The sequence below is a fragment of the Cellvibrio sp. UBA7671 genome (assembly GCA_002483145.1).
Lineage (GTDB): Bacteria > Pseudomonadota > Gammaproteobacteria > Pseudomonadales > Cellvibrionaceae > Cellvibrio > Cellvibrio fibrivorans.
The window spans coordinates 13,479-36,574 of sequence record DLHJ01000017.1; the positions used below are offsets into that span (position 1 = coordinate 13,479).

The 23,096-nt window shown below is 45.9% G+C and carries 25 protein-coding genes; 19 read left to right on the forward strand and 6 right to left on the reverse strand.

Translation table 11 applies throughout. The features are described 5' to 3' along the window. Nucleotides 1-119 precede the first annotated feature (119 nt). The 4 genes from B4E62_RS18490 to B4E62_RS18505 form a co-directional block, all read right to left on the reverse strand. Complete coding sequence (locus tag B4E62_RS18490) at nucleotides 120-638, reverse strand: hypothetical protein (protein ID WP_331353102.1); 519 nt, start codon at nucleotides 636-638, stop codon at nucleotides 120-122. Between the two features lie 11 nt (nucleotides 639-649). Then, entirely contained in the window at nucleotides 650-943 is a 294-nt protein-coding gene (locus tag B4E62_RS18495) for a hypothetical protein (RefSeq protein ID WP_331353103.1), read from the reverse strand. Between the two features lie 89 nt (nucleotides 944-1,032). Beyond that, entirely contained in the window at nucleotides 1,033-1,194 is a 162-nt protein-coding gene (locus B4E62_RS18500) for a DUF1328 domain-containing protein (protein WP_310072540.1), read from the reverse strand. A gap of 277 nt (nucleotides 1,195-1,471) precedes the next feature. Continuing rightward, nucleotides 1,472-2,563: an AI-2E family transporter gene (locus tag B4E62_RS18505; RefSeq protein WP_331353104.1), complete on the reverse strand. Its 1,092-nt coding sequence runs from the start codon at nucleotides 2,561-2,563 to the stop codon at nucleotides 1,472-1,474. Nucleotides 2,564-2,914: 351 nt separating this feature from the next. On the opposite strand from B4E62_RS18505, the gene B4E62_RS18510 reads away from it, so the two are divergent. The 11 genes from B4E62_RS18510 to B4E62_RS18560 all read left to right on the forward strand — a co-directional run bounded on the left by B4E62_RS18510 (nucleotide 2,915) and on the right by B4E62_RS18560 (nucleotide 12,006). Continuing rightward, a complete protein-coding gene (locus B4E62_RS18510; protein ID WP_331353105.1) occupies nucleotides 2,915-3,586 on the forward strand; it encodes a BON domain-containing protein in 672 nt (223 codons plus the stop codon). A 218-nt stretch (nucleotides 3,587-3,804) separates the two neighbouring features. Beyond that, nucleotides 3,805-4,860 (forward strand): PhoH family protein, encoded by a 1,056-nt coding sequence (locus B4E62_RS18515; protein ID WP_331353106.1) that lies wholly within the window; start codon nucleotides 3,805-3,807, stop codon nucleotides 4,858-4,860. Between the two features lie 5 nt (nucleotides 4,861-4,865). Beyond that, on the forward strand, nucleotides 4,866-5,333 hold the full coding sequence (ybeY, locus tag B4E62_RS18520) for an rRNA maturation RNase YbeY (protein ID WP_331353107.1): 468 nt from the start codon (nucleotides 4,866-4,868) through the stop codon (nucleotides 5,331-5,333). A 21-nt stretch (nucleotides 5,334-5,354) separates the two neighbouring features. Continuing rightward, entirely contained in the window at nucleotides 5,355-6,230 is an 876-nt protein-coding gene (locus B4E62_RS18525; protein ID WP_310072452.1) for an HlyC/CorC family transporter, read from the forward strand. A 77-nt stretch (nucleotides 6,231-6,307) separates the two neighbouring features. Beyond that, nucleotides 6,308-7,861 carry an apolipoprotein N-acyltransferase gene (gene lnt, locus B4E62_RS18530; protein WP_331353108.1) on the forward strand — a complete coding sequence of 518 codons (1,554 nt, stop codon included), beginning with the start codon at nucleotides 6,308-6,310 and terminating at the stop codon, nucleotides 7,859-7,861. A gap of 87 nt (nucleotides 7,862-7,948) precedes the next feature. Continuing rightward, on the forward strand, nucleotides 7,949-8,914 hold the full coding sequence (locus B4E62_RS18535; protein ID WP_331353109.1) for a methylated-DNA--[protein]-cysteine S-methyltransferase: 966 nt from the start codon (nucleotides 7,949-7,951) through the stop codon (nucleotides 8,912-8,914). Nucleotides 8,915-8,918: 4 nt separating this feature from the next. Further along, complete coding sequence (locus tag B4E62_RS18540; RefSeq protein ID WP_331353110.1) at nucleotides 8,919-9,851, forward strand: hypothetical protein; 933 nt, start codon at nucleotides 8,919-8,921, stop codon at nucleotides 9,849-9,851. Between the two features lie 111 nt (nucleotides 9,852-9,962). Beyond that, nucleotides 9,963-10,319: a DUF1304 domain-containing protein gene (locus B4E62_RS18545; RefSeq protein WP_310072444.1), complete on the forward strand. Its 357-nt coding sequence runs from the start codon at nucleotides 9,963-9,965 to the stop codon at nucleotides 10,317-10,319. 67 nt (nucleotides 10,320-10,386) lie between these two features. Beyond that, complete coding sequence (locus B4E62_RS18550; protein WP_331353111.1) at nucleotides 10,387-11,316, forward strand: DUF6929 family protein; 930 nt, start codon at nucleotides 10,387-10,389, stop codon at nucleotides 11,314-11,316. Between the two features lie 32 nt (nucleotides 11,317-11,348). After that, nucleotides 11,349-11,735 (forward strand): transmembrane 220 family protein, encoded by a 387-nt coding sequence (locus B4E62_RS18555; protein ID WP_331353112.1) that lies wholly within the window; start codon nucleotides 11,349-11,351, stop codon nucleotides 11,733-11,735. Between the two features lie 58 nt (nucleotides 11,736-11,793). Continuing rightward, on the forward strand, nucleotides 11,794-12,006 hold the full coding sequence (locus B4E62_RS18560; RefSeq protein ID WP_331353113.1) for a hypothetical protein: 213 nt from the start codon (nucleotides 11,794-11,796) through the stop codon (nucleotides 12,004-12,006). 58 nt (nucleotides 12,007-12,064) lie between these two features. Here B4E62_RS18560 and B4E62_RS18565 read toward each other — a convergent pair whose 3' ends face one another. Next, a complete protein-coding gene (locus B4E62_RS18565) occupies nucleotides 12,065-13,507 on the reverse strand; it encodes a diguanylate cyclase (protein ID WP_331353114.1) in 1,443 nt (480 codons plus the stop codon). A 244-nt stretch (nucleotides 13,508-13,751) separates the two neighbouring features. Between B4E62_RS18565 and B4E62_RS18570 the strand changes: the two genes are divergently transcribed. The 8 genes from B4E62_RS18570 to B4E62_RS18605 all read left to right on the forward strand — a co-directional run bounded on the left by B4E62_RS18570 (nucleotide 13,752) and on the right by B4E62_RS18605 (nucleotide 21,768). Then, nucleotides 13,752-14,909 carry a glycosyltransferase gene (locus B4E62_RS18570; protein WP_331353115.1) on the forward strand — a complete coding sequence of 386 codons (1,158 nt, stop codon included), beginning with the start codon at nucleotides 13,752-13,754 and terminating at the stop codon, nucleotides 14,907-14,909. 375 nt (nucleotides 14,910-15,284) lie between these two features. Next, a complete protein-coding gene (locus tag B4E62_RS18575; RefSeq protein WP_310072433.1) occupies nucleotides 15,285-16,031 on the forward strand; it encodes a Crp/Fnr family transcriptional regulator in 747 nt (248 codons plus the stop codon). Between the two features lie 148 nt (nucleotides 16,032-16,179). Beyond that, the gene (locus B4E62_RS18580; protein ID WP_331353116.1) at nucleotides 16,180-16,716 is read left to right on the forward strand and encodes an NAD(P)H-dependent oxidoreductase; all 537 of its coding nucleotides are present in this window, start codon (nucleotides 16,180-16,182) and stop codon (nucleotides 16,714-16,716) included. A 313-nt stretch (nucleotides 16,717-17,029) separates the two neighbouring features. After that, nucleotides 17,030-18,337: an HD-GYP domain-containing protein gene (locus B4E62_RS18585; RefSeq protein ID WP_331353117.1), complete on the forward strand. Its 1,308-nt coding sequence runs from the start codon at nucleotides 17,030-17,032 to the stop codon at nucleotides 18,335-18,337. Between the two features lie 54 nt (nucleotides 18,338-18,391). Continuing rightward, nucleotides 18,392-18,679: a hypothetical protein gene (locus B4E62_RS18590; RefSeq protein WP_310072428.1), complete on the forward strand. Its 288-nt coding sequence runs from the start codon at nucleotides 18,392-18,394 to the stop codon at nucleotides 18,677-18,679. Beyond that, nucleotides 18,672-18,893 carry a cysteine-rich CWC family protein gene (locus tag B4E62_RS18595; RefSeq protein WP_310072426.1) on the forward strand — a complete coding sequence of 74 codons (222 nt, stop codon included), beginning with the start codon at nucleotides 18,672-18,674 and terminating at the stop codon, nucleotides 18,891-18,893. The genes B4E62_RS18590 and B4E62_RS18595 overlap by 8 nt, the downstream gene beginning before the upstream one ends. A gap of 343 nt (nucleotides 18,894-19,236) precedes the next feature. Continuing rightward, nucleotides 19,237-21,081, forward strand: a complete 1,845-nt coding sequence (locus tag B4E62_RS18600) for a choice-of-anchor X domain-containing protein (protein ID WP_331353118.1) — start codon at nucleotides 19,237-19,239, stop codon at nucleotides 21,079-21,081. Between the two features lie 156 nt (nucleotides 21,082-21,237). Further along, entirely contained in the window at nucleotides 21,238-21,768 is a 531-nt protein-coding gene (locus B4E62_RS18605) for a shikimate kinase (protein WP_331353119.1), read from the forward strand. An 18-nt stretch (nucleotides 21,769-21,786) separates the two neighbouring features. Here B4E62_RS18605 and B4E62_RS18610 read toward each other — a convergent pair whose 3' ends face one another. Then, nucleotides 21,787-22,953: a hypothetical protein gene (locus B4E62_RS18610; RefSeq protein WP_310072420.1), complete on the reverse strand. Its 1,167-nt coding sequence runs from the start codon at nucleotides 22,951-22,953 to the stop codon at nucleotides 21,787-21,789. Between the last annotated feature and the right edge of the window lie 143 nt (nucleotides 22,954-23,096).

A 23,096-nucleotide genomic window follows, 5' to 3' on the forward strand; every position in this document is an offset into this window, starting at 1 on the left:
TCACGGCACCAGCAATAAAAGGAGCTATTGCAAACGTAATCAAAAATGAACTGAATTTAGACGTATTAATTCTTGCACACCAACATTGCTTCAGCACTGTATTTTGCAACAATAACTGATCATTCTTTCGTTTTATCTCTGCTATTAAATCCATCTTGCATACTCCGTACAAAATTATCAATTTGTAGGCGCGTACAGGGCAAGGTCATACGTGTACGATATTTTACAAACAACCAACGACAGACTAATAACAATAATACCTGCTGCAGAAAAAACGTCAGCATGCCCAAACCGACCTGCCCGCTTGCTGCAAATACCGACCACGCCATAAGTACAGAAAAAGCGCACCAGGTTAATAACATAACGGGCATCATTAACAGCCATAACATGATCAACTTAGGGAAAGTACGAATAGCAAGTAAAGCCTCTATCCTCGCTAAATCCACGACACCCCCGATAAAGCCTACCAATTGCTCTCCCAGCTGCAAGGTTTGCTCTACATCGGCTGCCCAACTGGCAGAAGAGTGTGGCGACGCATTATTTTCCGTCGTACTTTCCCCTAAAAGTTTATCACCTAGAAAACTCCCCCGAGGATTTTTAACATCAGGGGAATTTTTTTTATGATCATGACTATTCATGAACTGGCAACTCAGTGGCGACGTTGCAATAAATAAGATACTAACCAACCCGCCGCAAAAGCGACGCCCACTGTCACCAGGGGTTTAGCCCTAACAACTTCTTCAGCCTTTTCTTCCAACTCCAAGGCGCGTGCCTTACCTTCCTGAAGGTGAATTTTTGCGTTAGCAGCAGTCGCACTGCCAATAGAACCAACAGCATCATAAATACTGGATGTTGCTTCTTTAAATTGAGCAATAGCCTCTGACATAGAAATATCGTCCAATTTACCATTCTCATTACTTTTTACTGAAGCTTGAGTAGCCATGGTTATTACCTCTCAGTTTGTTTAATTAAACACATTAAGAACTGTGTAAGTTACTCACACTTGCGATAACAGCGTAGTGATATTGTCACTTAAAGACGGCGACGACCAAAAATCAGCGACAAAACAAAAAGCACTAAAAACACAAAAAATAAAATTTGTGCTATCCCTGATGCCGCACCGGCAATGCCACCAAAACCGAGAAGACCGGCAATAATGGCAACGATAAAAAATATCAACGAATAATAAAGCATGGGATTCTCCTTTTTAAGCATTCATATTGTTACCTTCAATGAACGTGCCAAGTTATTTCCTTTTTACAGAAAGTACATATTGTTCTTTGAAATAAGCAATTAAGATAAAAAAGAGATAAAACCAATGGATTCATGCACTTATAACATGATCGACAATACGGATGGTGGTGTGCAGATGGTAATTATGCTTAAAAACTATTAAACAAAAAAATATTGAAATATAAATATTGCAAAGGTTACAAAAGGTAGAAAACCTTACACAACAATCATCGTGTTACTACCTCTTTTCACAGCTATTATCGCCATCCAGCACATTGATCCAGCAGCCAATTAAATCAAGGTGCGAAGATAAAATTTTAAAACAAACCAATAAGGGAATTGCAATTAGCAGCCCGATTACGCCCCATACCCAACCCCAGACAAACATCCACAACACTACCAATAAGGGATTCATATTGAAACGTTGCCCCAATACTGTCGGCGTAACGAGTTGTGACTCAATAAAATTTAACAGCAAAAAGCTGCCGGGCACCATGAGTGCCAAGCCCCAAGTTTCATATTCAATGAAGCCCACGCCAGTCAAGATGATTGATAAAACCAAGGGGCCTATATAAGGTGCAAAATTCAAGATGGCCGCTAAAGCCCCCCAGAGAAATGGATCGTCTACACCCAACAGTGCCATTACACAGGCCGTCGCCAGACCTAAACCAATATTAATAATGGAAATCAACAGTGCATAACGTGAAATATCATCACGTACAGTTTGAAAAATAATAACCGCTTTCTTTTTCTCAGCAAAAGACGATTGGGCACGCACCAAATTTCGCATTAAATTATCGCCATATACAAGAAAAAAATAGGTGATTACAAACACCGCGACAATTTCTATTAAAAACATTGCCGTTGTTCCCGCAACCACAGAAAATGCAGAAAAGAAAATAGTTTCCAGTGCATTACCAACCGCGCCACTGTGCCCTTCTGCATCGGGCAATATTTGTGCCCTGAACAGATTAAACCTATCTGACAATCCATTCATTTGCGCTACAAGTTTGTCACCCAAGGCTGGCAAACTATCCAGCCATTGGCCCGCCGGCCCAACAAGAATCACAAAGGTAGCCCCCAATCCCACAATTAGAAGAAGCACGACTAATGCTGCTGCAAGGGCATGCGGCACTCTAAAACCAGCAACAAAACGAACTAGCGGGCTGGAAAACAATGCTATAAAACCTGCTACGAATATAGGAAGCATCAATGTGCGACAAAAATACAAGGTATAAAGCACCGCAATCACAACTAATATATTCAGCGCCAAAGAAATAACGCCGTCTTTTCTACTAGTTGGCTCACGGATGATGAAAGTGCTATTCATATGGCCTTCCTAAATTTGCTGCAGTGGCCAAAGGCTCTTGCTATTTTCATACCACCTGTAACAGACCTTTAAAATCACAACCGAAAGAGCATTTAAAATGCACATAAAATTTACAAATTTTGTAGATTTTTCAAATTTATTTAGAATTTTTATTTTAATTTTAAAATTAATATACATAATTTGTTTTTACTTCACACACAAGAAAGCCGGGGGCTTCAGGGTGTTTTTAGGAAATTGGCATAAAATCAGCATTATTTTTGTATGCGTTTTTAGTTAAACGCATCGACTACTTTTTAACTTTCTGCTTTACGATTGACCGAGTTACAAAACAGTTAGCAAAAGGAGAACATCATGAAATCGACTTTATTTTATTCGATTGCCATGCCACTGAGTGCATTTGCACTAACTGCTACCATGTCAGTAGCCGCCAACAAAGAGTCAGGTACACCCAACAGCACCTACACTGAAAAACAATCAGCTGCCGAATTTTGGGCCGAATTTAAACAAGACAGTGAACAAACCTGGCAAGACAGTAAGTCCGCATTCAAAGATGGCTGGATTGAAAGCAAGTTGGAGACTGCGTTGATCCTTAATAAACACCTCAACCCGTTCGAAATTGACATTCGAGTGGATGGCGATAGAGCAACGCTGGAAGGAAATGTATATTCCGATATTGACAGAGAGCTTGCAGAAAATATTGCACTGGGGATTGAGGGGATTGACTCAGTGACGAACAAAATAAAGGTTATTGAAAAACCCGCCAAGGTGGCGGAATCCAATCGTCTTAAGGGCCGTAGTTTTGCCCAGTACGTGACCGATGTTTCCACGACTGCGGCGATTAAAACTGAGCTTTTGGCATCCAAAAATATTAAGGGCATCGACATCGATGTGGATACACTCAACGACAAAGTGACTTTGTCAGGCAAAGTAAAATCACAGGAAGAGAAAGCGTTGGTACAGGCTATAGCGGCCAAACATAATGATGTAAAAGGGGTAGTGAATAACTTGCTGGTAAAATCCTGATTGCAAAAGCAAATATTCCGGGGGCGCCTGTCGCCCCGTATCGACAGTCATATAAAATTAAAAATAACAACAAATACAAAGAGTTACTAAAACAACCTAAAAAAACAATTAAATTAAGGAACCATTCAGCACAGATTCAGCAGTAATTTAGGCTTTATCACTTCCGCCGAATGGTTTAGTCTTAGTTTTCATTGAGTCACAAGAGCTTACCAACCACTTTGAATACCCAGGTTATAGCCCCCCCGGAAATAGTCACCCAGTCATTGACGCTGGAACCCAGTGATAGTCGTCGCCTTGCCAATCTCTGCGGCCTTCTTGGCCAACATCTGCGCCAGGTTGAAGAACGCCTGGAGATAGAAATCCGCCATCGCGGTAGCGAATTCGAATTGACCGGCCCTTCCGCCAGGATTCGCGCGGGCGCGGAGCTGCTGCGCAATCTCTATCTCACAACCGAACAAAACGAACTCACCCCCGATGAAGTGCATTTAGCACTGCAAACTTCTGGTATTGAACAACTTATGGAACAACTGGATAACGCAGAGGCTAAAGCGCTGAGCGGCGCGTCACCTACTACGAACTCGAATAACGATGAGGCCGGCATTACCCTTATCCGCACCAAAAAATGCACCATCAAACCTCGCGGTTTGAACCAGCAGCGCTATGTACGTGCCGTGCAAAAACACGATATCAACTTTGGCATAGGCCCAGCCGGTACTGGTAAAACCTATCTCGCCGTTGCCTGCGCTGTGGAAGCGCTGCTAAAAAATGAGATTGAACGTATTCTGCTGGTACGCCCGGCAGTAGAAGCTGGCGAAAAACTGGGTTTCCTGCCGGGCGACCTCGCCCAGAAAGTTGACCCCTATTTGCGCCCGCTCTATGACGCCTTGTTTGAAATGCTGGGTTTTGACACCGTTGGCAAACTAATGGAACGTGGGGTTATCGAGGTTGCGCCGCTGGCCTTTATGCGCGGCCGCACTCTGAACAACTCCTTTGTGATTCTCGATGAAAGCCAAAACACCACTCGCGAACAGATGAAAATGTTCCTGACCCGTATCGGCTTTGGCACTACGGCTGTCATTACTGGCGACCCAACCCAAATAGACTTGCCACGCGGCATGGCCTCTGGACTGCGCCACGCAATTGAAGTGCTGGATAATGTCAATGGCATTAGTTTCACTAACTTCACCTCCAAAGACGTGGTCCGCCATCCGATTGTTCAACGCATCGTCGAAGCCTACGAAGCCTTTGAGCAACAACAGCCGAAGCAAGACTAAGCACTATGGCCTATCAAATCGATATTGAAAGCAACAGCCAAAGCCAGCAAATCCCTGCAGTGGCTGATCTGGAACGCTGGATTAGTGTCGCCTTGCAAAGCCAAAAGCTTGAAGAGGCAGAGGTCAGTGTTTATATCGTCGATGAGGACGAAAGCCAGGAATTAAACGCGCAATATCGGGGGAGAGATTATCCAACGAACGTGCTCTCCTTCCCCGCTGACATTGCGGAGGAAGTTGGAGTGCCACTACTCGGTGATCTGGTAGTCTGCGCCCCGGTAGTGGAGCGCGAAGCGCAAGAGCAAGGCAAAACACTGCAGGCACATTGGGCGCACATGCTGATCCATGGAACCCTGCATTTAGTCGGTTTTGACCACATTGATGACGATGAGGCCGAAGCAATGGAAACCCTGGAAACCCTAATCTTGACCAGTTTAGGGTATCCTGCCCCCTATCAAGAAATCACTGAAGAATAAAAGACCTTGGGAACTTATATCATGTCGGACGACCATCCGAGTAGCACCACTACCGAAAAACACGAGCGCCACGAAAAGCATGAGAAATCGTGGCTGGATAAACTGCTCCATGCATTCAGTGCGGAACCAAAATCCCGCGATGAACTACTGGAAATTATTAAAGATGCCGCCGACAACCAATTGTTGGATCAGGAAGCCTTAAGCATTATCGAGGGCGCGTTGGATGTCTCATCACTGCAAGCGCGCGAAATCATGGTGCCGCGCTCACATATAGTAGCGATCCGCATTGAAGATTCACCACAAGAATATTTACCGCAACTAATTGAATCCGGCCACTCGCGTTTCCCCGTAATCGGCGAAAATATTGATGACGTAAAAGGCATTTTGTTGGCAAAAGATTTATTGCCGCTCGCGCTAAAAGGCACAGACAATTTTAATCTGGAAACCATTTTACGTCCCGCCACTATTATTCCGGAAAGCAAACGCGTCAATGTGTTACTGCGCGAATTCCGCGAAAACCGCTACCACATGGCATTGGTTATGGACGAGTATGGTGGCATTACTGGCTTGCTTACCATTGAAGATATCCTCGAAGAAATCGTCGGCGAAATTGAAGACGAAACAGACGAGCAGGAAGAAGCAACTGATTTTATCAAGCGCGTGAGCGAGAATGATTACATCATTAAGGCCCTAACGCCTATCGAAGACTTCAATGAGTTTTTTGGAAAGGAGTTCAGCGACGAAGATTTTGACACCATCGGTGGCATACTCATGCAAGAATTCGGTCACTTGCCCAAGCGCAATGAAGTTGTGCAAATGGACAACATGCAGTTCCGCGTGCTTTACGCCGATAACCGCCAAATTCATTTACTGCGCCTGACGATATTAAGTGATTAATTTGCAGCGAATATAATTGATAACAATCCCGCCACACGGCGGGATTTTTTTAACCGGACACATAAAAGACAACACCTATGCCCGATAAAATCCTGAATTTATCACAGCCTGTGGCGCTATTCATTGCCCTACTCAGCGGTGCATTAATCACCTTGAGTTTTGCGCCTTTTACGCTCTGGCCGATTGCGCTTATCAGCCTGGCTGCCTTTTCATTATTGTTAAAAGAACAATCGCTCAAAACTATTCTCTGGCGCTGCTTTGCATTCGGAGTGGGGTTTTACGGTGCAGGAATTCACTGGATTTATGTGAGCATTCATAACTTTGGTGGAGCTTCGCCACTATTCGCTGGTTTTCTTGTTTTTATCTTTGCCTGTTTTATGGCGACCATTTTTATCCTGCCCTTTTATATTTTCGGTCGCTGGTTTAATCATCACTCGCTTGGATTAATAATTGCCCTGCCCGCCTGCTGGCTGCTGGGTGAATGGATGCGCACCTGGTTGCTAACCGGTTTTCCATGGTTATTTTTAGGCTATGCCCATCTAAATACACCACTTGCCGGATGGGCACCAGTCACCGGCGTGATGGGTATGAGTTTTATTGTGGTACTGACTGCTACAGTATTTGCGGAATGGATATGGAAAATAAAAGCTGAGCCTGCAAAAAAAATCTCATTACTTATTGCTAGCACCTGTTGTGCTGCATTCTGGATCGCGGGAATGACTTTAAAAAACATTACCTGGGCAGAAGCTGATCCAACTCCCATAAAAATCGGTATGGTACAACCCAATGTCGACCAAAGCACCAAACTCAGCTTTAATCAGGACACCACTATCACCGCACTCAATCAGTTACGCGATCTTAGTACTGACTTGTGGACGAATGATTGGGTAATTTGGCCCGAAGCTGCGATTCCAACATCACTAACTTATCAGGACGCACTACCGTTTTTGGAAGAGATGAACACCACGGCCGCCGAACACGACACTGCACTTTTTACCGGCGTCATATATGAAGACCGCGATAAGCAAAAATATTACAACTCAATTGCAGGACTCGGCCAAGGGTATGGTTTTTATCACAAACGTCGTCTGGTTCCATTTGGTGAATATGTACCATTGGAAGAGCAACTACGTGGCCTGATTGAATTCTTTAATTTGCCGACCTCGTTTATCCATTTGGGACCACAAGACCAGCACGGTTTAATCGCAAAAGGTGTGCGCATTACACCGGCAATTTGCTACGAGATTGTCTACCCCGATTTAATCGCCCGAGCAGCCAAAGAGACGCAGGTACTATTGAGCGTCAACAATCTCGGCTGGTTTCTCGATTCAATCCAGTCAAAACAATTTATGCAAATGGCGCAAATGCGCGCTCTTGAAACTGGCCGCTATCTGGTTTACAGCACTAATAATGGCCCCAGTGCGATCATCGATAACCACGGTAAAATCCTCAGCCGCAGCAATTCATTCCAGGCACAAACCTTCACAGGTGTGATTTATGCCGTAAAAGACTGGACCCCCTTTATGATGTACGGCAGCGGTCCATTGGTAATATTCGCGACATTGCTATTGTTATGCATAAGCTTGCCACAGTTGCTTAAGCGCGACCCTTTGCCCGAAGAAGCACAATAAGTATTTCGAATGTAATAGCAATATTTGGGGTGTCTTGCAGCGGTTTTATCGCTAGAGTAAAGCTAACGTCATCACCTCAGTATTGCTATGAGCGCCACAACTACCAACACATTTGCTGATCCACGCTGGCCTCTATTAGGCGACGTCGGCGCTGATGGCCAATTTATGTATGCCGTTATTACCACTGGCGTTTACTGCCGCCCTGGCTGCCCTTCGCGTCGCCCCAATCCTGACAATGTGCGCTTCTTTGACAATCACACCCAGGCAGAAGCAGCCGGCTTTCGCGCATGCAAACGCTGCCATCCACAACACTTGGGCAGCGATGCATTGCAAACACAGCGCATCACTAATCTATGCCGGTTTATTGAATCTGCAGCACAAGAACCCAGCCTTGCTAACCTTGCAGAATATGCCGGCATTAGCAGTTATCACTTGCAGCGCTTATTTAAAGCTGCGACTGGCCTAACACCCAAGGCGTACGCCAAAGCCCATCGCCACCAACAAGAAACTCAACGCAACTTACTTATTCCCAGGAAGCAATCCGCAATGACTCTTTATTTTGCTCTGGAGACATGTTCACTCGGCGCTGTTCTAATCGCACAAAGCGAAAAAGGTATCTGTGCAATTCTATTAGGTGATGATCCACAACTTTTACATGCCGATTTACAGCGTCGCTTTCCCACTGCTGAACTTATCCCAGGGGATTCAACATTTCTAAAAACTGTTATTCAAGTCATTCGCGCGATAGAACAACCACAACTGAAAATTGATTTACCGCTGGATATTCGCGGTACTGTATTTCAACAAAAAGTTTGGCAATCACTACAAAAAATTCCTGCCGGTGAAACACGCAGCTATACAGAAATAGCCGAGGAGATAGGATCTCCCAACGCCGTGCGTGCCGTAGCAGGCGCTTGTGCAGCCAATGCTATAGCCATCATTATTCCCTGTCACCGAGTAGTGCGCAGCGACGGCAATCTGTCGGGGTATCGCTGGGGTGTCGAGCGAAAACAAAAATTATTGCAGCAGGAAGCAGAAGAGGGGAAATCATAAATCCATGCCGACCATCATCGAGACCTGCATTGCGTTACCACACAACTTTCGCCTTACAGACTTTTTAGCATTCCATCAGCGCGATGCGCAAATGCTTGCTGAAGTAGTCAATGAACAGCAATTAAAAAAAGGGATTGTGTGGCAAGCTATGCCCGCCTGCATCACATTCAGGTTTGTTAAAAAACACGTGGAGGTACAGCTCCATCTAGATTCTGGTCGAAAAAAAATGGATGCCGAAAAAACTCAAGCTCGTTTACACCAACATGCCCAACATATGCTCGGCCTGAACCAAACGATTAGCGATTTTGAAAATTATGCCGCAGACCATCCACAGGTCAAACATTTGATTGACCGACAATCCGGCTTGCGTGTTCCGCAAGCAGCGACGACTTTTGAGGCATTGACCTGGGCAATTATTGGGCAACAAATTAGCGTTAACGCTGCGGTATCTGTCCGCCGAAAATTCATCCAGCAAACAGGTGTGCGACATTCATCAGGCATTTGGTGCTACCCGAGCGCAACACAAATTGCTGCACTCTTAGAGGACGATTTGCGCTCGCTAGGATTTTCGCACAGCAAAGCACGAACAGTCATAGAATTAAGCAAGAATATCCATAACGGCGATTTGCCACTCGAGGATTGGCTTAACGATTGTTTGCAAGGAAAACCACTCGCTGCACAACTTATTTACGATGCCCTAATTAAGGTACCCGGTATAGGTCCCTGGACAGCCAATTACGCCTTGCTACGTGGTTTTGGGTGGTCGGACGGCTCGCTTCATGGCGATGTAGCCGTGAGACGCAATCTGCAGCTTTTGCTAAATACTGCAGAAAAGCCCGATGAAAAAACAACACAATCATGGCTAGCCACGTTTTCACCTTGGCGCGCCCTGATTGCAGCACATTTATGGAAGATGCAAAAAGTAGAAGGGTTTTGAAATACTATTAAATAATTAACTTAAGACGAATTAATAAAAAATGCATGCTACAAGGGGAACGCAAAAAATGTTATCCGTCAGAAAACTCTTTCTTTACTCAGGAACAAATCTATGTTCATGACAACTCAAATCCTGATATTGTTAATCGCGCTTCTGCACATTTATATATTAATATTGGAAATGTTCTTGTGGGAAAAGCCCGCAGGCCTGCGCGCATTCCGCAACACCCCGGAAAAAGCGGCAATTACCAAAGTATTGGCGGCTAACCAAGGTTTATATAACGGATTTTTAGCGGCAGGTTTGCTCTGGGGGCTATGGTTGGGTGAAGCAGGCACATCGATTAAGGTGTTCTTTTTAGTGTGCATCGCAATTGCTGGTATCTATGGTGCAGCGACTGCCGCGCGCAAGATTCTATATATTCAAACGATTCCGGCATTGATAGGTTTAGGATTGTTATTGTTTGCATGATGCAATAGGGATACCCTGCTTAAGCCTCTTAATAAAAATCAGGCATTATAACCTTGGGATAACCCGTATGATTTTGCTCTCGCCTATCAAAACACTAACGCTTTCCCTCCCATCGCATAAAGACCGTCACCCACACTTGAGTGCTGCGAGCGGTTTGGTGCAGGTTGGCAACTGGCTGTATGTAGTCGCCGATGATGAAAACCATTTGGGATTATTTGCGCGCGATGGCGATTGCCACGGAGAGCTAATTCCACTCTTCTCCGGCGATTTACCCCTGGAACTTGAAGAGCGCAAAACCGCCAAGCCTGACCTGGAAGTATTGACCCTGATTCCCGTCTCAAAAAAATACCCGAATGGCGCACTACTGGCGCTGGGTTCCGGCTCCAAAGAGGCGCGCCACAAAGGCGCTATTATTTCATTTAATGACCAAGGCGAATTAGGCGATGCAGAAATTATTGATCTCGCATTGCTTTATCACGAATTAAAGGAAGAGATAGGTAAAATTAATATCGAAGGTGCAGTCATTATCGATAAAGATATTATTTTGTTCCAGCGTGGCAACAAGAAAAATAAACTCAATGCAACCATTCGCTTTTCGCTTAAACAATTTTATCAATACACACTTACGAAGGATAAAAAGTCCAAACATAAACTCAATGCGATTATTAGGCCCTACGACCTAGGAGAGATAGCGGGGGTTCCACTTTGTTTTACCGATGCAACCACTTTGCCCGACGGCACCATTATTTTCACTGCTGCCGCAGAAAACACCTCTGATGCTTACCTGGATGGCCAATGCATGGGTTCTATCATTGGTGTTATCAACAGCCAAAGCGATTTGCACAGCATTATCGCCATCGATAAAATAATCAAGGCAGAAGGTGTGGAGGCACAGCTGGTCAATAATAAAATCCACCTGCTGTTAGTCACCGATGCCGATGATGCAACCCTACCGGCACAAGTCTACGCCGCCGAGCTCAGCGGGTACCCATTTTAAAAACCCAGTATTGAACAGGTAGACCAATTTCCATGATCTATATCGCCAAAAGTATCGCCGCACTATTTGCATTGACCTTGCTGGCCTTTGCCGCCCTGCAATTTAATGATCCCGATCCAATGATTTGGGTGAGTTTTTATTGCCTCTGCGCTGCCACCCCACTACTGGCGCTGGCAAATAAATTTATCAGCCCGCTTTTCTGGTTGACGCTAGCGTTATGTGTTTTAGAATTAGTCCTGACTGCACCCGGTGCCTACAATTATTATTTGCACATGGAGCAGGAACCGTTAATGCAAAGCATGAATCCGGACAAGCCTTACATAGAGGAAGCGCGCGAATTTTTAGGCGCACTGATTGCTGTGGTTCTGGTATGCCTTAGTGCCTTGCTTGCGCGCTACACGGTCAACAATAATAAATAATTTCAACATAGGCTATTCCAGCCTCTTTATGTCCAACCTCGATAAGGTGATCCAGCATATGCAATTACAAAAAAAACTAGGCTTGGGATTTATTTTCTTTGGTGTTGCCATCATTCTTGGGATGTATTTTGTAGCGGATGGAGGAGCGTTTTTGTTCTCGGCACTCATTGGTCTCATGGCCATTTTCTTCGGCGCATTCCAGTTGATGTTAACCGCTGATTTAGCCACCAAGCCGGCCGCTAAAAGCAAACCTAAAAAAGCTCGCAAGTAAACGCTGACTGCATGGATTGTCCATAAACCCAATGGCAACCCATGCGTTTTTAGCAAACTCACAAGCTTGCCAAGGCTACCTGATTGCGCCCTAAATGCTTTGCCTTATATAGCGCTTGATCAGCACGTTTAATCCAATCCCCTGCGGATTCGCCGCGCTGTAAATCCGCTACTCCCAGACTGATACTCAACGGCTCCTTCAAACCAAATTCAGCAGTAAAGATTGCCTGTCGCAATTTTTCTGCAACATTGGTGGCCGCTACCACATTAATTTGCGGTAATAGAATTAAAAACTCTTCGCCACCCCAGCGACCCAGCACATCTGACTGCCGCAAGTTTTCGCCCAAAATATCGCTCACCTGACGCAAGACCTTATCGCCCATTGGATGGCCGTAATTGTCATTAACTGCTTTGAAATGATCGATATCCAAAATAATTAATGCTGTCGATTGGTGATAGCGCTGCGCGCGCTCAACTTCATCGTGCACTAGCGTTTCCATATGGCGACGATTAAACGCCTGGGTCAGCGAATCGGTAATTACCAGGATATTGGCTGCGGCTAATGCATCCTGCAATGCTTGGGTGCGTTCATCTACGCGCGCCTCCAAATGGCTCTGATAATCGAGGTTGTCATCCAGCACTACCCCCATCAATAACATAGGCGCGCCCAGTGCGAGCACAATCAACGACCAGCGGCTAAAGGCTTCAATACCCGCGCCCATATGCAAAGGGTCCAAACCGAGTACCACGAGCAATGCCGCACTGCCACCGGCAACTGATACCGCCAGTGCAGCACCAATAAATCGCAGACGAATAATAATAAAAGCCACCAGCGGAAATAATAATGCCGCGAGCGATGGCTCAAACCTCGCCAATAGCAGCGGAATAGGAATCGCCAGTGCGCTAAAAAATAATGGGTAATTAATGATTGCAGAAGCTTTGTTGCGCAGGGCGAGCCACAGGGGCACCACCAAAAATAATCCCTGCATATCGGACAAAGCCATCATCGTAAACCGTGACAACAATTCATCAGTACTGATCAACCCAACTGCCAAATGCAGAATCGCAATGCCGGCAACGCTGATCATTACTGCAACAATAATTGCCAGCAAAAAGCGCTGCAAACCAATACGGCTGAAGCGCGGTTCATTGTCCAAACGCCACAAACGCCAGGCCAGAAAACCTTGCAGCGTATCAAACACAGGGCTGAATATAATGAGAGCAATCGTTGCCAGCACACCATTAGTCGGCATCGCCAGCAAGGCAAAAGAACCATTGATGATCAGCGACGCACACCACACCAACGGGATGGCACGGCGGCGGTAGAGACTAAACATAATCAAGCCAACCCCGGAGGTCAGCCAGACTTGCGCAAAAAAAGTACCCGGAAATGCAGCGTAACGAATACCTACATAGCCCAAGACTACATAGCCCAGCATAAATAAAAACGCCTGCAGCCAGGGGAATTCTGACCGGGTAGGCGCTGCAGAAAGACGGAACAAAAAACACCTCCACACCCGGCAACTCCCCTCAGTATAGTAATGATTGGCAGCATGGCAGTTGAAACATGAATGCCAGTGCAAAAAATGCTTGCATGCTGGGAGCTATTCTCAAGCGAAAAATATTTCTATAGCCTCATTTCCTGCAGCCTCACGACACCATCCTGCAACAATTACCCATTAGCCTGTACTTTCTGAGCCAAACACGCTCCTGTAACCGTCGCCGAATAATCACCACAGGCTTATCATGAACTCACCCTTACAACAGCTGACCACACTCGGACACCAATTAGACGGCACACTCCAGCGCTACAAATCTGTGCTCTACCCACAACGATACTGGGAATATCGCCGCTGGTTGAAACAACAGCGCCGGGATATTCCACAAGACGAGCCGCTGGTCGTGTTTGACTTTCGCGATACTCGTATAGACGGTCCCCAAGGGCGACGTTTTTATTGCTTGTTTATATATTTTATCCGCGCCGGGTTTTATCCAGTGTTGCGTGAAAATTATTTGGTGTTGGGCAATATCCAGGACAAACATAAAAAGCTCTGCTTACAACAACACTTTTCGGTGCTACTGGATGAGCGGGATTTACCGCAAGGCTATTTGCTGGTTACCGATAAATGGTATTCAGGTCTCGCGCACAAAGCGAAAAAAATAATTACCGTTAATTACCAACCGGATTACCAACCGGGTGACAGCTGCTTCCCCATGCCCTTTCCAATGTTTCCACCGATTTATGCAGCACAGCAGGATTTGCAGTTGGAAAATTACCGACAGCAAGCGCGCCAGTGGCAAATATTTTTCGGCGGCGATGCCGAGCCAGGGAAATACAATAAAAAATCTATCCGCAACATTTATACAAAACTCAGCCGTGCACAATTGCTGGAAAATCTCGCACACTCCCTCGCTCCAGGGAGCATCATCGAATTGCAGAATAATACGGCGCGGCAAAGTGCCGAAAAAAAACACCATGCCGGTTTAATCGTTATGAATTCCCGCCTGTGCAAGGTACAACCGGAGGACTGGCTAGGCACCCTCGCCCGCTCACGATTCTTTTTAGCATGCCCCGGTGTACGCTATCCTATGTCGCACAACATTATTGAAGCTATGGCGGTAGGTAGCATTCCCATCACTCAATATCCGGAAATGTTTTTTCCTGCGCTGGAGGATGGAAAAAATTGCCTGACATTTAGCAATGAAAAAGAATTACAAATAGCGATTATCAATGCTATGGCAATGAGTGAATCCTCAATTGCGACAATGGCGCAAGCAGCTACTGACTACTACGACAACTATTTGTCCCCCGTTGCTTGTATTCAACGTTTAATTAACCATAATCCAAATCGTATCAGCTTGCGGCTCTTGCCATTCTTAAAGTCGGGTGGCGGATTTGCTTAACGCTGGCTGCAATAAATAGACATAAACCTACAGTACTCTTGAATACTATTCAGTATTCCTAAGCTTAATTATTTAAATGACAAGCCATGGATTTATTGTGATATCCACCACACCACAGAAATTGAAAAAACTACAGAGTGCATGAAATGATTTCAAATAGAATAAAGTTACATAAACGAAAAAATAATAAGTCCGACAAAAATAAATCATAATTTTAATTGAAAAACATCTACCAAAACACAACTCTCCAAGCTTAACGGGTCAAATCACATTCAGTGGCATGCATGTTGCAACATCCCCTTTACTCAAAAAATTCATGGTTTGATCTGCATTAAACAGCAAGATTATTGTCTTTTTGATAAAAAGGGGAAACGTATGTCAACCTATATCAACTCACCAAAAAATCTTCTTATTGACGCACTTTGTCTGGAAACCCAACGTCGGCTATTTCCTCACCTTGAGGTTGTACATTTGGAAATGGGGGAAGTTATTGCAGAATCCGGAGACGTCATGAAAAACGTTTACTTCCCGATAGATTCAATTGTTTCATTGCTATATGACACGAGAGAAGGTAACTCGACTGAAATATCCCTGGTGGGCAATGAAGGTTTTGTTGGCATTGCGTTGTTTATGGGTGGCGACAGCACACCCAGCCGTGCTGTGGTACAAAGCGCTGGCAATGCTTATCGTCTCTCCAGTAGAAAGTTTAAAGAAGAACTGAACCAGCATGGTGATTTACAAAAGCTTATGTTGCGTTACATTCAATCATTATTTACACAAATGGCGCAGACAGCCGTGTGCAATCGACACCATTCAATTAATCAACAACTCTGTCGTTTTCTATTGTTGATGCTTGATCGTCTCTCAGACAATCATTTATTACTCACTCAAGAGCTCATCGCAAATATGCTGGGAGTACGCCGTGAAGGTGTTACGGATGCCGCAGGAAAATTGCAAAAATTAGGCATAATTGAATACACGCGTGGCCACATTACCGTGCTGGACAGAGCCGAATTGGAAAATTTAACCTGTGAATGCTATACCGTTGTGAAACAGGAGACGGATCGTTTATTACCGCAACACCACCTCCACCAGCACAATATTTATCGGCAGTCCGCCTAGGTTATCAATCCACAGTGTTCATTTCCCGTTGCTGAATTGAAGTGCTTCTGGCGGCCTTAACTCGATTCAAATGAAATTGAATATTCAGCCTAAATAGCAGATGCTACTGCTTCATTTATCGACACCAACAGGCATGGAGTAACAGGTTATGAATATACTGGCAATTTGCGGTAGCTTGCGGAAAAAATCCACCAACATGGGGCTGCTGCGTTATGCGCAAGCCAATGCCCCTGAGGGTAGCACTATTACTATTGCTGATTTATCGGCAATCCCTTTTTACAATGCCGACCTCAGCGAAAAACCGGCAGCAGTCATTACTCTGTTACAGCAAATTGGCGCTGCTGATGCGCTGATTTTTGGCTGCCCTGAATACAACTACTCTATGGCCCCCGCACTCAAGAATGCGTTGGATTGGGCGTCGCGCGAGCCGGAAAATGCATTGCTAAATGGTAAAGCCGTTGCCCTGATGGGAGCCGGTGGAGGTATGGGAACTTCGCGGGCGCAGTACCACTTGCGGCAGGTCTGTGTATATTTGAATTTGCATCCACTCAATAGACCAGAGGTATTTGCAAATGCCTTTACACCCGCATTTGACAGTGATGGCAATCTGGTAGATGAGAAAATCCAGGGTACGATCAAAACGCAATTGGCTGCCCTGATAAGCTGGGCTGCAAAATTGAAATAGCTGCCATGAACAGTCGCCATCTAGCAGATGGCGACTTCCGCTAACAAAAAAAGCTACGCGCCACCATTACACGACCTTACATCTGTACACACGTCCGAATCACTCCATTTTTTAATATCACCATTATTTTTTAGTGCTTTTTCACATTTTCTTAAGCCAATCTATGGCGCCTTCCTCTACCTGATCTATAGTCTTTCCAACCTGTCTTGAAAACCTTAAAAATATCGTACATAGAACGCTACAGCACGCTGGGGAATGAGGTATGCCCCGAAACTTACACCAGGCGACGAAAAAGTAGCATTAGGAAACGGCAATGATCGATAACGAACAGAAAAACTATTGTGCAAACCTTGTTAAGGTCAATAAGAAGCAAGACGTCATCACCAACCAGGCAATTTACAACCAGCAAGGCGTATTGCTCTTGTCTGAGGGATCACGTTTGGATGAAAAGCGCTCCCAGATTTTACTGCAACATAAACTGATGAAACCGCTTGAACAGTGTGTTGGCATCGCCACTAGCATGGACGCCCGTACCCTTTTTGACTACCTGAACAAATTTGCCAAAAACCTGCCTGGTCTTTATGCCGTTACTGACAATGAGGGTTACCAAAAAACCCTACGACTGGTCTGCCTGTTTTACGAAAAATTTCCGTTGCTACGCCAGAATTTAACTGTGCTGGCATTGCGCGCACGCCATATTTATTTTCACGGAATTTTCAGTGCTTTGGCGGGCGTTGCCATAGCACGCAAGCTCAATCTCAATTTGCCCGACATACAAGCAACCTTTATCGCTGGTTTATTTCACGACGTCGGATTTTTATATCTCGAACCCCATTTACTTGAAAAAAGCCATAGTTTTAGTGCGGATGAATGGAAAGCCTTGCAAGCACACCCACTGATTGCACAACGATTTTTAGGCATGGTGCCTGGGTTACCCAAAGAAATCGGTATTGCCATTATCGACCATCACGAGCGCATTGATGGCACCGGATATCCACGCCATGTCTTTGGCGATAAAATTTCGATGGTAAGCCAAATTATTGCTGCTACTGACCATATTATTTTTAATCACAGCCGCTATCAGGATTACGGTGTGCATGCGCATAGCATGTTGCTCGCTGCACTAAAGCTCAGCGACAATATTTATTTTGAATCAGTTTACAACGCTGCCACTATTTTGTTTAAAGAAGCACCGCCACCAACCGAAACACTCCTGCAACTTCCATCTATTGAATTATTACTCGCGCGGCAAAGAAAATTACGTATCCAGTTTGAATCTGCAAAAAGTCTGGCCCAACAACTCTTTATCAATTCCAAAAGTCCCGTTATCCGGTCGGTGACCGCAGTAATGGGCAGACTTGCGATTTCGGTCGTTCGCAGCGGAATACTGCAACCCGAGCAAGAAGATTGGCTAACCAAAGTCGGGGCCAGTCGCAGCAATTCCGAAAACTGGTCACTGGTCGAAATCAGTGTGATGCAAGATCAGATTTACGATCAGCTTGTCCACCTAAAAAATTTGATGGAGCGGGTCATCGAGAGTCTTGCAAGTGATCATGAACAACTCGAACACTTTAATAGCACCCTCGATAAAATTGACTTGCACGAAACGGCGCTCGTCTAGCAAGGTTAAAAACCTTTATACTGGCATTTTTCTCCTGAGATAGAGGTATATCCCTTGAATTATGATGCCCGCACCAACAGCTCCGACGCCGACCGCGCCGCCTTTATCCAGTGGTTGACTGACCAGACTGTTGCTGAGTTACAAGCTGCACGCGATAATGAAACAGCCATTCACGCGGCAGTGAAAACCTATGTAAAACACGCGTTGGATGCCTATCTGCCCTTTGAGGAAATTGAAGAAGTACTCGGCATCAACGAACCCTGCATTATGGATTTAGCCGAATTGTCCGAGGCGGATGAAGAAGCGGTCGTGGATGCTTTTGAAGACCTGTGTAATGCCTGATGTAACACCTCTGGCGAATCACCAGTGCCCGCTGTGTAGCCAACCCAACCACTGCGCACCGGCAGCAACTGGCAGTTTTGTCAGCAGCTGCTGGTGCAAAGCACAAACCTTCCCGCCCGAATTACTGGCGCAACTTGCGCCCGATCAGCGTAATAAAAGTTGCATCTGCCAGCAATGTGTTGATCGCTTTAACAACCAACACCCACAGCAATAAAAACACTGAGAAACAAACCAGCGAATCAATGCGCCAATCCACTTTTATTGCATAGAAGAGCATGGATTAAAGGTAAAACAGAAAAATTAAATTATGTTCACCTTAACAGCCAAACAGAATAAGAAAATAAAAGTGGAACTTTCGTAACAAAAAATACTGTGTCAATTATCTACATAAAAAAACGATTTATTTTATTTGGTAAGTTGATGCGACATATTGCCCAGCGACCTTTGACAGCTCCTACCTTCATCCCTTATCAATAACCTGCACCGGGAAATATCGAATTCGATAGTGCATTTACCTGTATGGATTATGTCATCGTTATTTTTACAAGGGGGTTTTTATGCGAGCCAGGAATTGCTTGTTTTCTACCAGTATGCTGTTGTTAATAGGCAGCATAGCCATAGCGCCAGTTGTATTAGCGCAAAATTCCAACAACAAACCAAGCGCACTGAATATCACGAAACTGGATGATAAAACCGCGACAATTAGCGCGCGTTTTTCTACGCTTTCAACACGTGAAAAAAAGGTGGGAATTTTTCTCGACAAAGAAGCTGTGACACTTTTGGATGATGGAACCGGCGGCGATCTGCGCGCAGGTGACGGCTTATTCAGTGCTAAAGTGGATTTTGATTTTGAAGCGTTTACCAAAGCGAATATGCAATTGGCGAAGTTCACCGACGGGGAAAAAAGTAATCTCTTTGCTCCCGGCGGCCGCCAACAAATAACGCGGCAGCGCATTGCGATCAGTGGCGATAAAACGGAAATTTTCGGTGTGAGTAACGGCAAGGAACAAATTTTCACACTGCCATTTGACCCGACATTAATTAAGGTCAACCAGCCGATTGCGTTGCCATTATTTAATTTTCCGATTGGACTACCGGTCGATTTTGACCCTGTACCCGCTGCCTCAGTCAGCATTCCGCAATCGCTCATGATTACCGATGTGAGTGTGGTCAATGATCCCGGCCGCACCTGGGCTTGCCCTACCAGCAGTACATCACCCGTAGGTAATGCAACCGGTGAATGGACCTTTTGGCGCTTGATGGAAAATATGGCGAATGGGACTTCTTCTACTTCCGATTACATTAAAGCACTCTTTAAACATTGGACGATTAACCAAACAATAAATGGTTTTAACGTTGCTGCACGGCTTGGTGTTTATCAGGAAGTGATTAAGGATTGGGAGATTCGCAGCGGCGGCCCGGGCGCAACGCTGTTGCCACAGGAAAGTCCTTTCCGTTTACTTGGCATTGTATTGCGTGCAGATTTGCGTGGCGGCACCGGCCCTTATGCGGGTGGTGACGCCGGTGAAGGCCGCTTTGTGTTTGCCCTGCACGATGGCAATTGCAACAACTTGAGTAAAACCCTGATCCTCGAATACAAAGTACCGATTGCGGGCTGCACCAATATCCGTACCTGGGCGCAAAAGTGGATCGACCTCGCCAGCTCAGCCAATTACAACAATGATTTGGCAAGCCTGACCAATGTATTCACCGCGGCTGGTGCAAATCCTTCCGCCCCCAACCAAAGTGCCATAGGCCAGGTGCGCACCAATGAGCTGTTACCCGGTTCGCCTTTCTGGGAGCTGCGTGAATTTGTATTGCCAGCCAGTGGAGGCAATTTGGTGGAGACCGATGTCAAACAAGAGCCGCATATGAGCTTCAACAACTCTTTGACTCTGGCCACCTATATCAACGCGAATTGGCCACTACTCGTCGGCCCGCCTTCAGGGCAGCACACAATTCCCTTGAGCTTTATGGGCAATCCTTTTGCTGCGGGCAGCGCGCCAGTCATGTCGATGTGGAATGCTCCTGCAGCCTCGTTGACGGTGCCATTGACACCAGCTCCCGGAACACCACCGCCCGCCACAGTGAGAGACGATGCCTTGTTTGAGCTGGCGCTCAACACCTGTAGCGGCTGTCACCTGATGGAAACCGGAACCCCCTTTGCGCACCTGGATTACAACTCGGTTCCCGGCATGCCTGCGCAGCTATCCGGATTCCTGACCGGCATTTCTATTCCCGATCCACGCAACCCGGCGGTGATGCGCAATTTCAACGATCTGGCACGGCGTGCGGCGGATTTAACCGTAGCAGCTAATATGAGCTGCGGTCGAATTGCCCCCATAGGCAACCTGCTGTTAAATGAATTGAGCTCACCTGCAAGACTTAGGGCTGTGCATTAACCCATTGCGTCGCGTTCCCTAACCCTCAACTACAGGCGCTAGAAGCGCCTGTAGTTTCTATTGCCAACCACACTTCAGCACTGTAATAGCCTAGAATCAGCTATAGTTGAGAGACCCCTTCCCCCTCGCATCACCGCTTATTCGCAGGAGCACGCCATGAATCCCTATCACCAAAGCCTGATTTTAATTGGCATGCCCGGCGCGGGCAAAAGTACGTTGGGATTATTGCTGGCCAAAAATTTAGCCAAAGATTTTGTCGATACGGATTTGCTGATCCAACTGGAGCACCGCAAAACCCTGCAGGATATTCTGCATGAAAAAGGTTACCAGGCTTTGCGTGAAGCAGAGGAACGCGTACTGCTAAATGCGCAATACCCCAGCCATATTATTGCCACTGGTGGCAGCGCCGTTTACAGCGCCGCAGGCATGCAACATTTAAAACAGTTCGGTCCGATTATTTTTTTGGATGTCAGCATCGAAATATTGGAGCAGCGGATTCACAACATAGATAACCGCGGCATAGCGCGCCCGGACAACCAAACCTTTGCCGAGGTTTACGCGGAGCGTCGCCCTTTGTATTTGCAATACGCGGATATAGTGATCGATTGCAATGGAAAAAATCAGGAGCAGTTAGTGGATGAAATCATCTACGAAGAGGCAGATGCGTTTATCCAATATGAAGCCTGATTTTTCACCCCTCTCCCATTAAAAAAGCTCTACCCGGCTATCACTTTCAATTGCAGTGGGTTGTACATCCTCCTTTGATTGCAACAGACTTGATACTGTATCCAGCTGTTGCAGCAAACTGCGAAAATGTTCTTCCACTGCAGAGGTCGCCTCTTGCAAACCTTCCAGCGAATTAAGCGCGCGCTCTGAAAGCCCTAATAATTCCGCCTCTTGCCCCATATTTAAATCTAAACCGGTAGCCATAACACGTAGGGAATCGGATAAACCCGTCATAATATCTTTGACCGAATTGCGGTTATCGCGCGATGCCATTTCCAACAACATCATCACCATCCGGGTATTGTCCTGCTGAATTTTCAAGAGCGTATTGACCTTGAGGGTTTTTGCGCGCGCTTCTGCAATCGACACCAAATGCGCTAACACATCACGCAGGCGCCCATAGCGCTCTGCATCCAGATAAGGTGCATCAGTGATTAACAATTGAATATGGTCGAAGCTGAACAATAAAAAGCGCCCCTGGGATACGATGCGCGCATCTGACTCGCGCGCACTGTGCAATAAGCGCTGGTAGGAAATAGAAACATCGGCAGGAAATAAGGTGATGTCCTCATCAAATATAAATTGGATCACGCCCTCCAAGCGTAAATCTTTCAAGCAGGTAAGCAGGAGTTGCGCGAGGCGATGCAAATCCATCACCACCTGCACTTTTTCAGCAAACACCGCGACGGTCCCCATTTCAGATGCGGATGACATGGCTGTAAATGCAATCGCGGAAAAATTTTTTAATTCTTCCTGCAAACTATTAATCGCTAATTTGTCTTCATGGATTTTGTTCAACACCACTGCAAAATCCGCCTGGTTCATAGCGCAGGAAACATAACCATCTACACCCGCCATAGTGAGCTGTACACGCGCTTCGGGGTGGCTGTTATCGGCTAAAAAACCAAGCTTGGGAAGTTGCGGGGGGATGGTTGAAAGCCAGAGCGGGTCCAGAGGAGCGGCGCCCGCCACGAGTATCACAATGTCCACTTGGGAGCAGAGGTTAGCGAACTCATCCGCAGTGGCCAGCGTCTGCTCAAAGGTGACCGCATTGCTGGATAACTGACCTTGCCTATCGATAATAATTTGCTGATCCGGAACCCGGAAACATCTACCCGGATTGCCCAATAACCACAGTGCGTCCATAAGGTCGTCCTCGACAAAATCACTCACTATCACTTAAAAGCTGCAAGACTAGCGCCTAAAATATAGGCAGCAATTGCTATATCCGTCAGACAATTTGTGAATAAGTGTCGCCCGAAAACGTAAAGAGTGAAATTTGCCGCCCA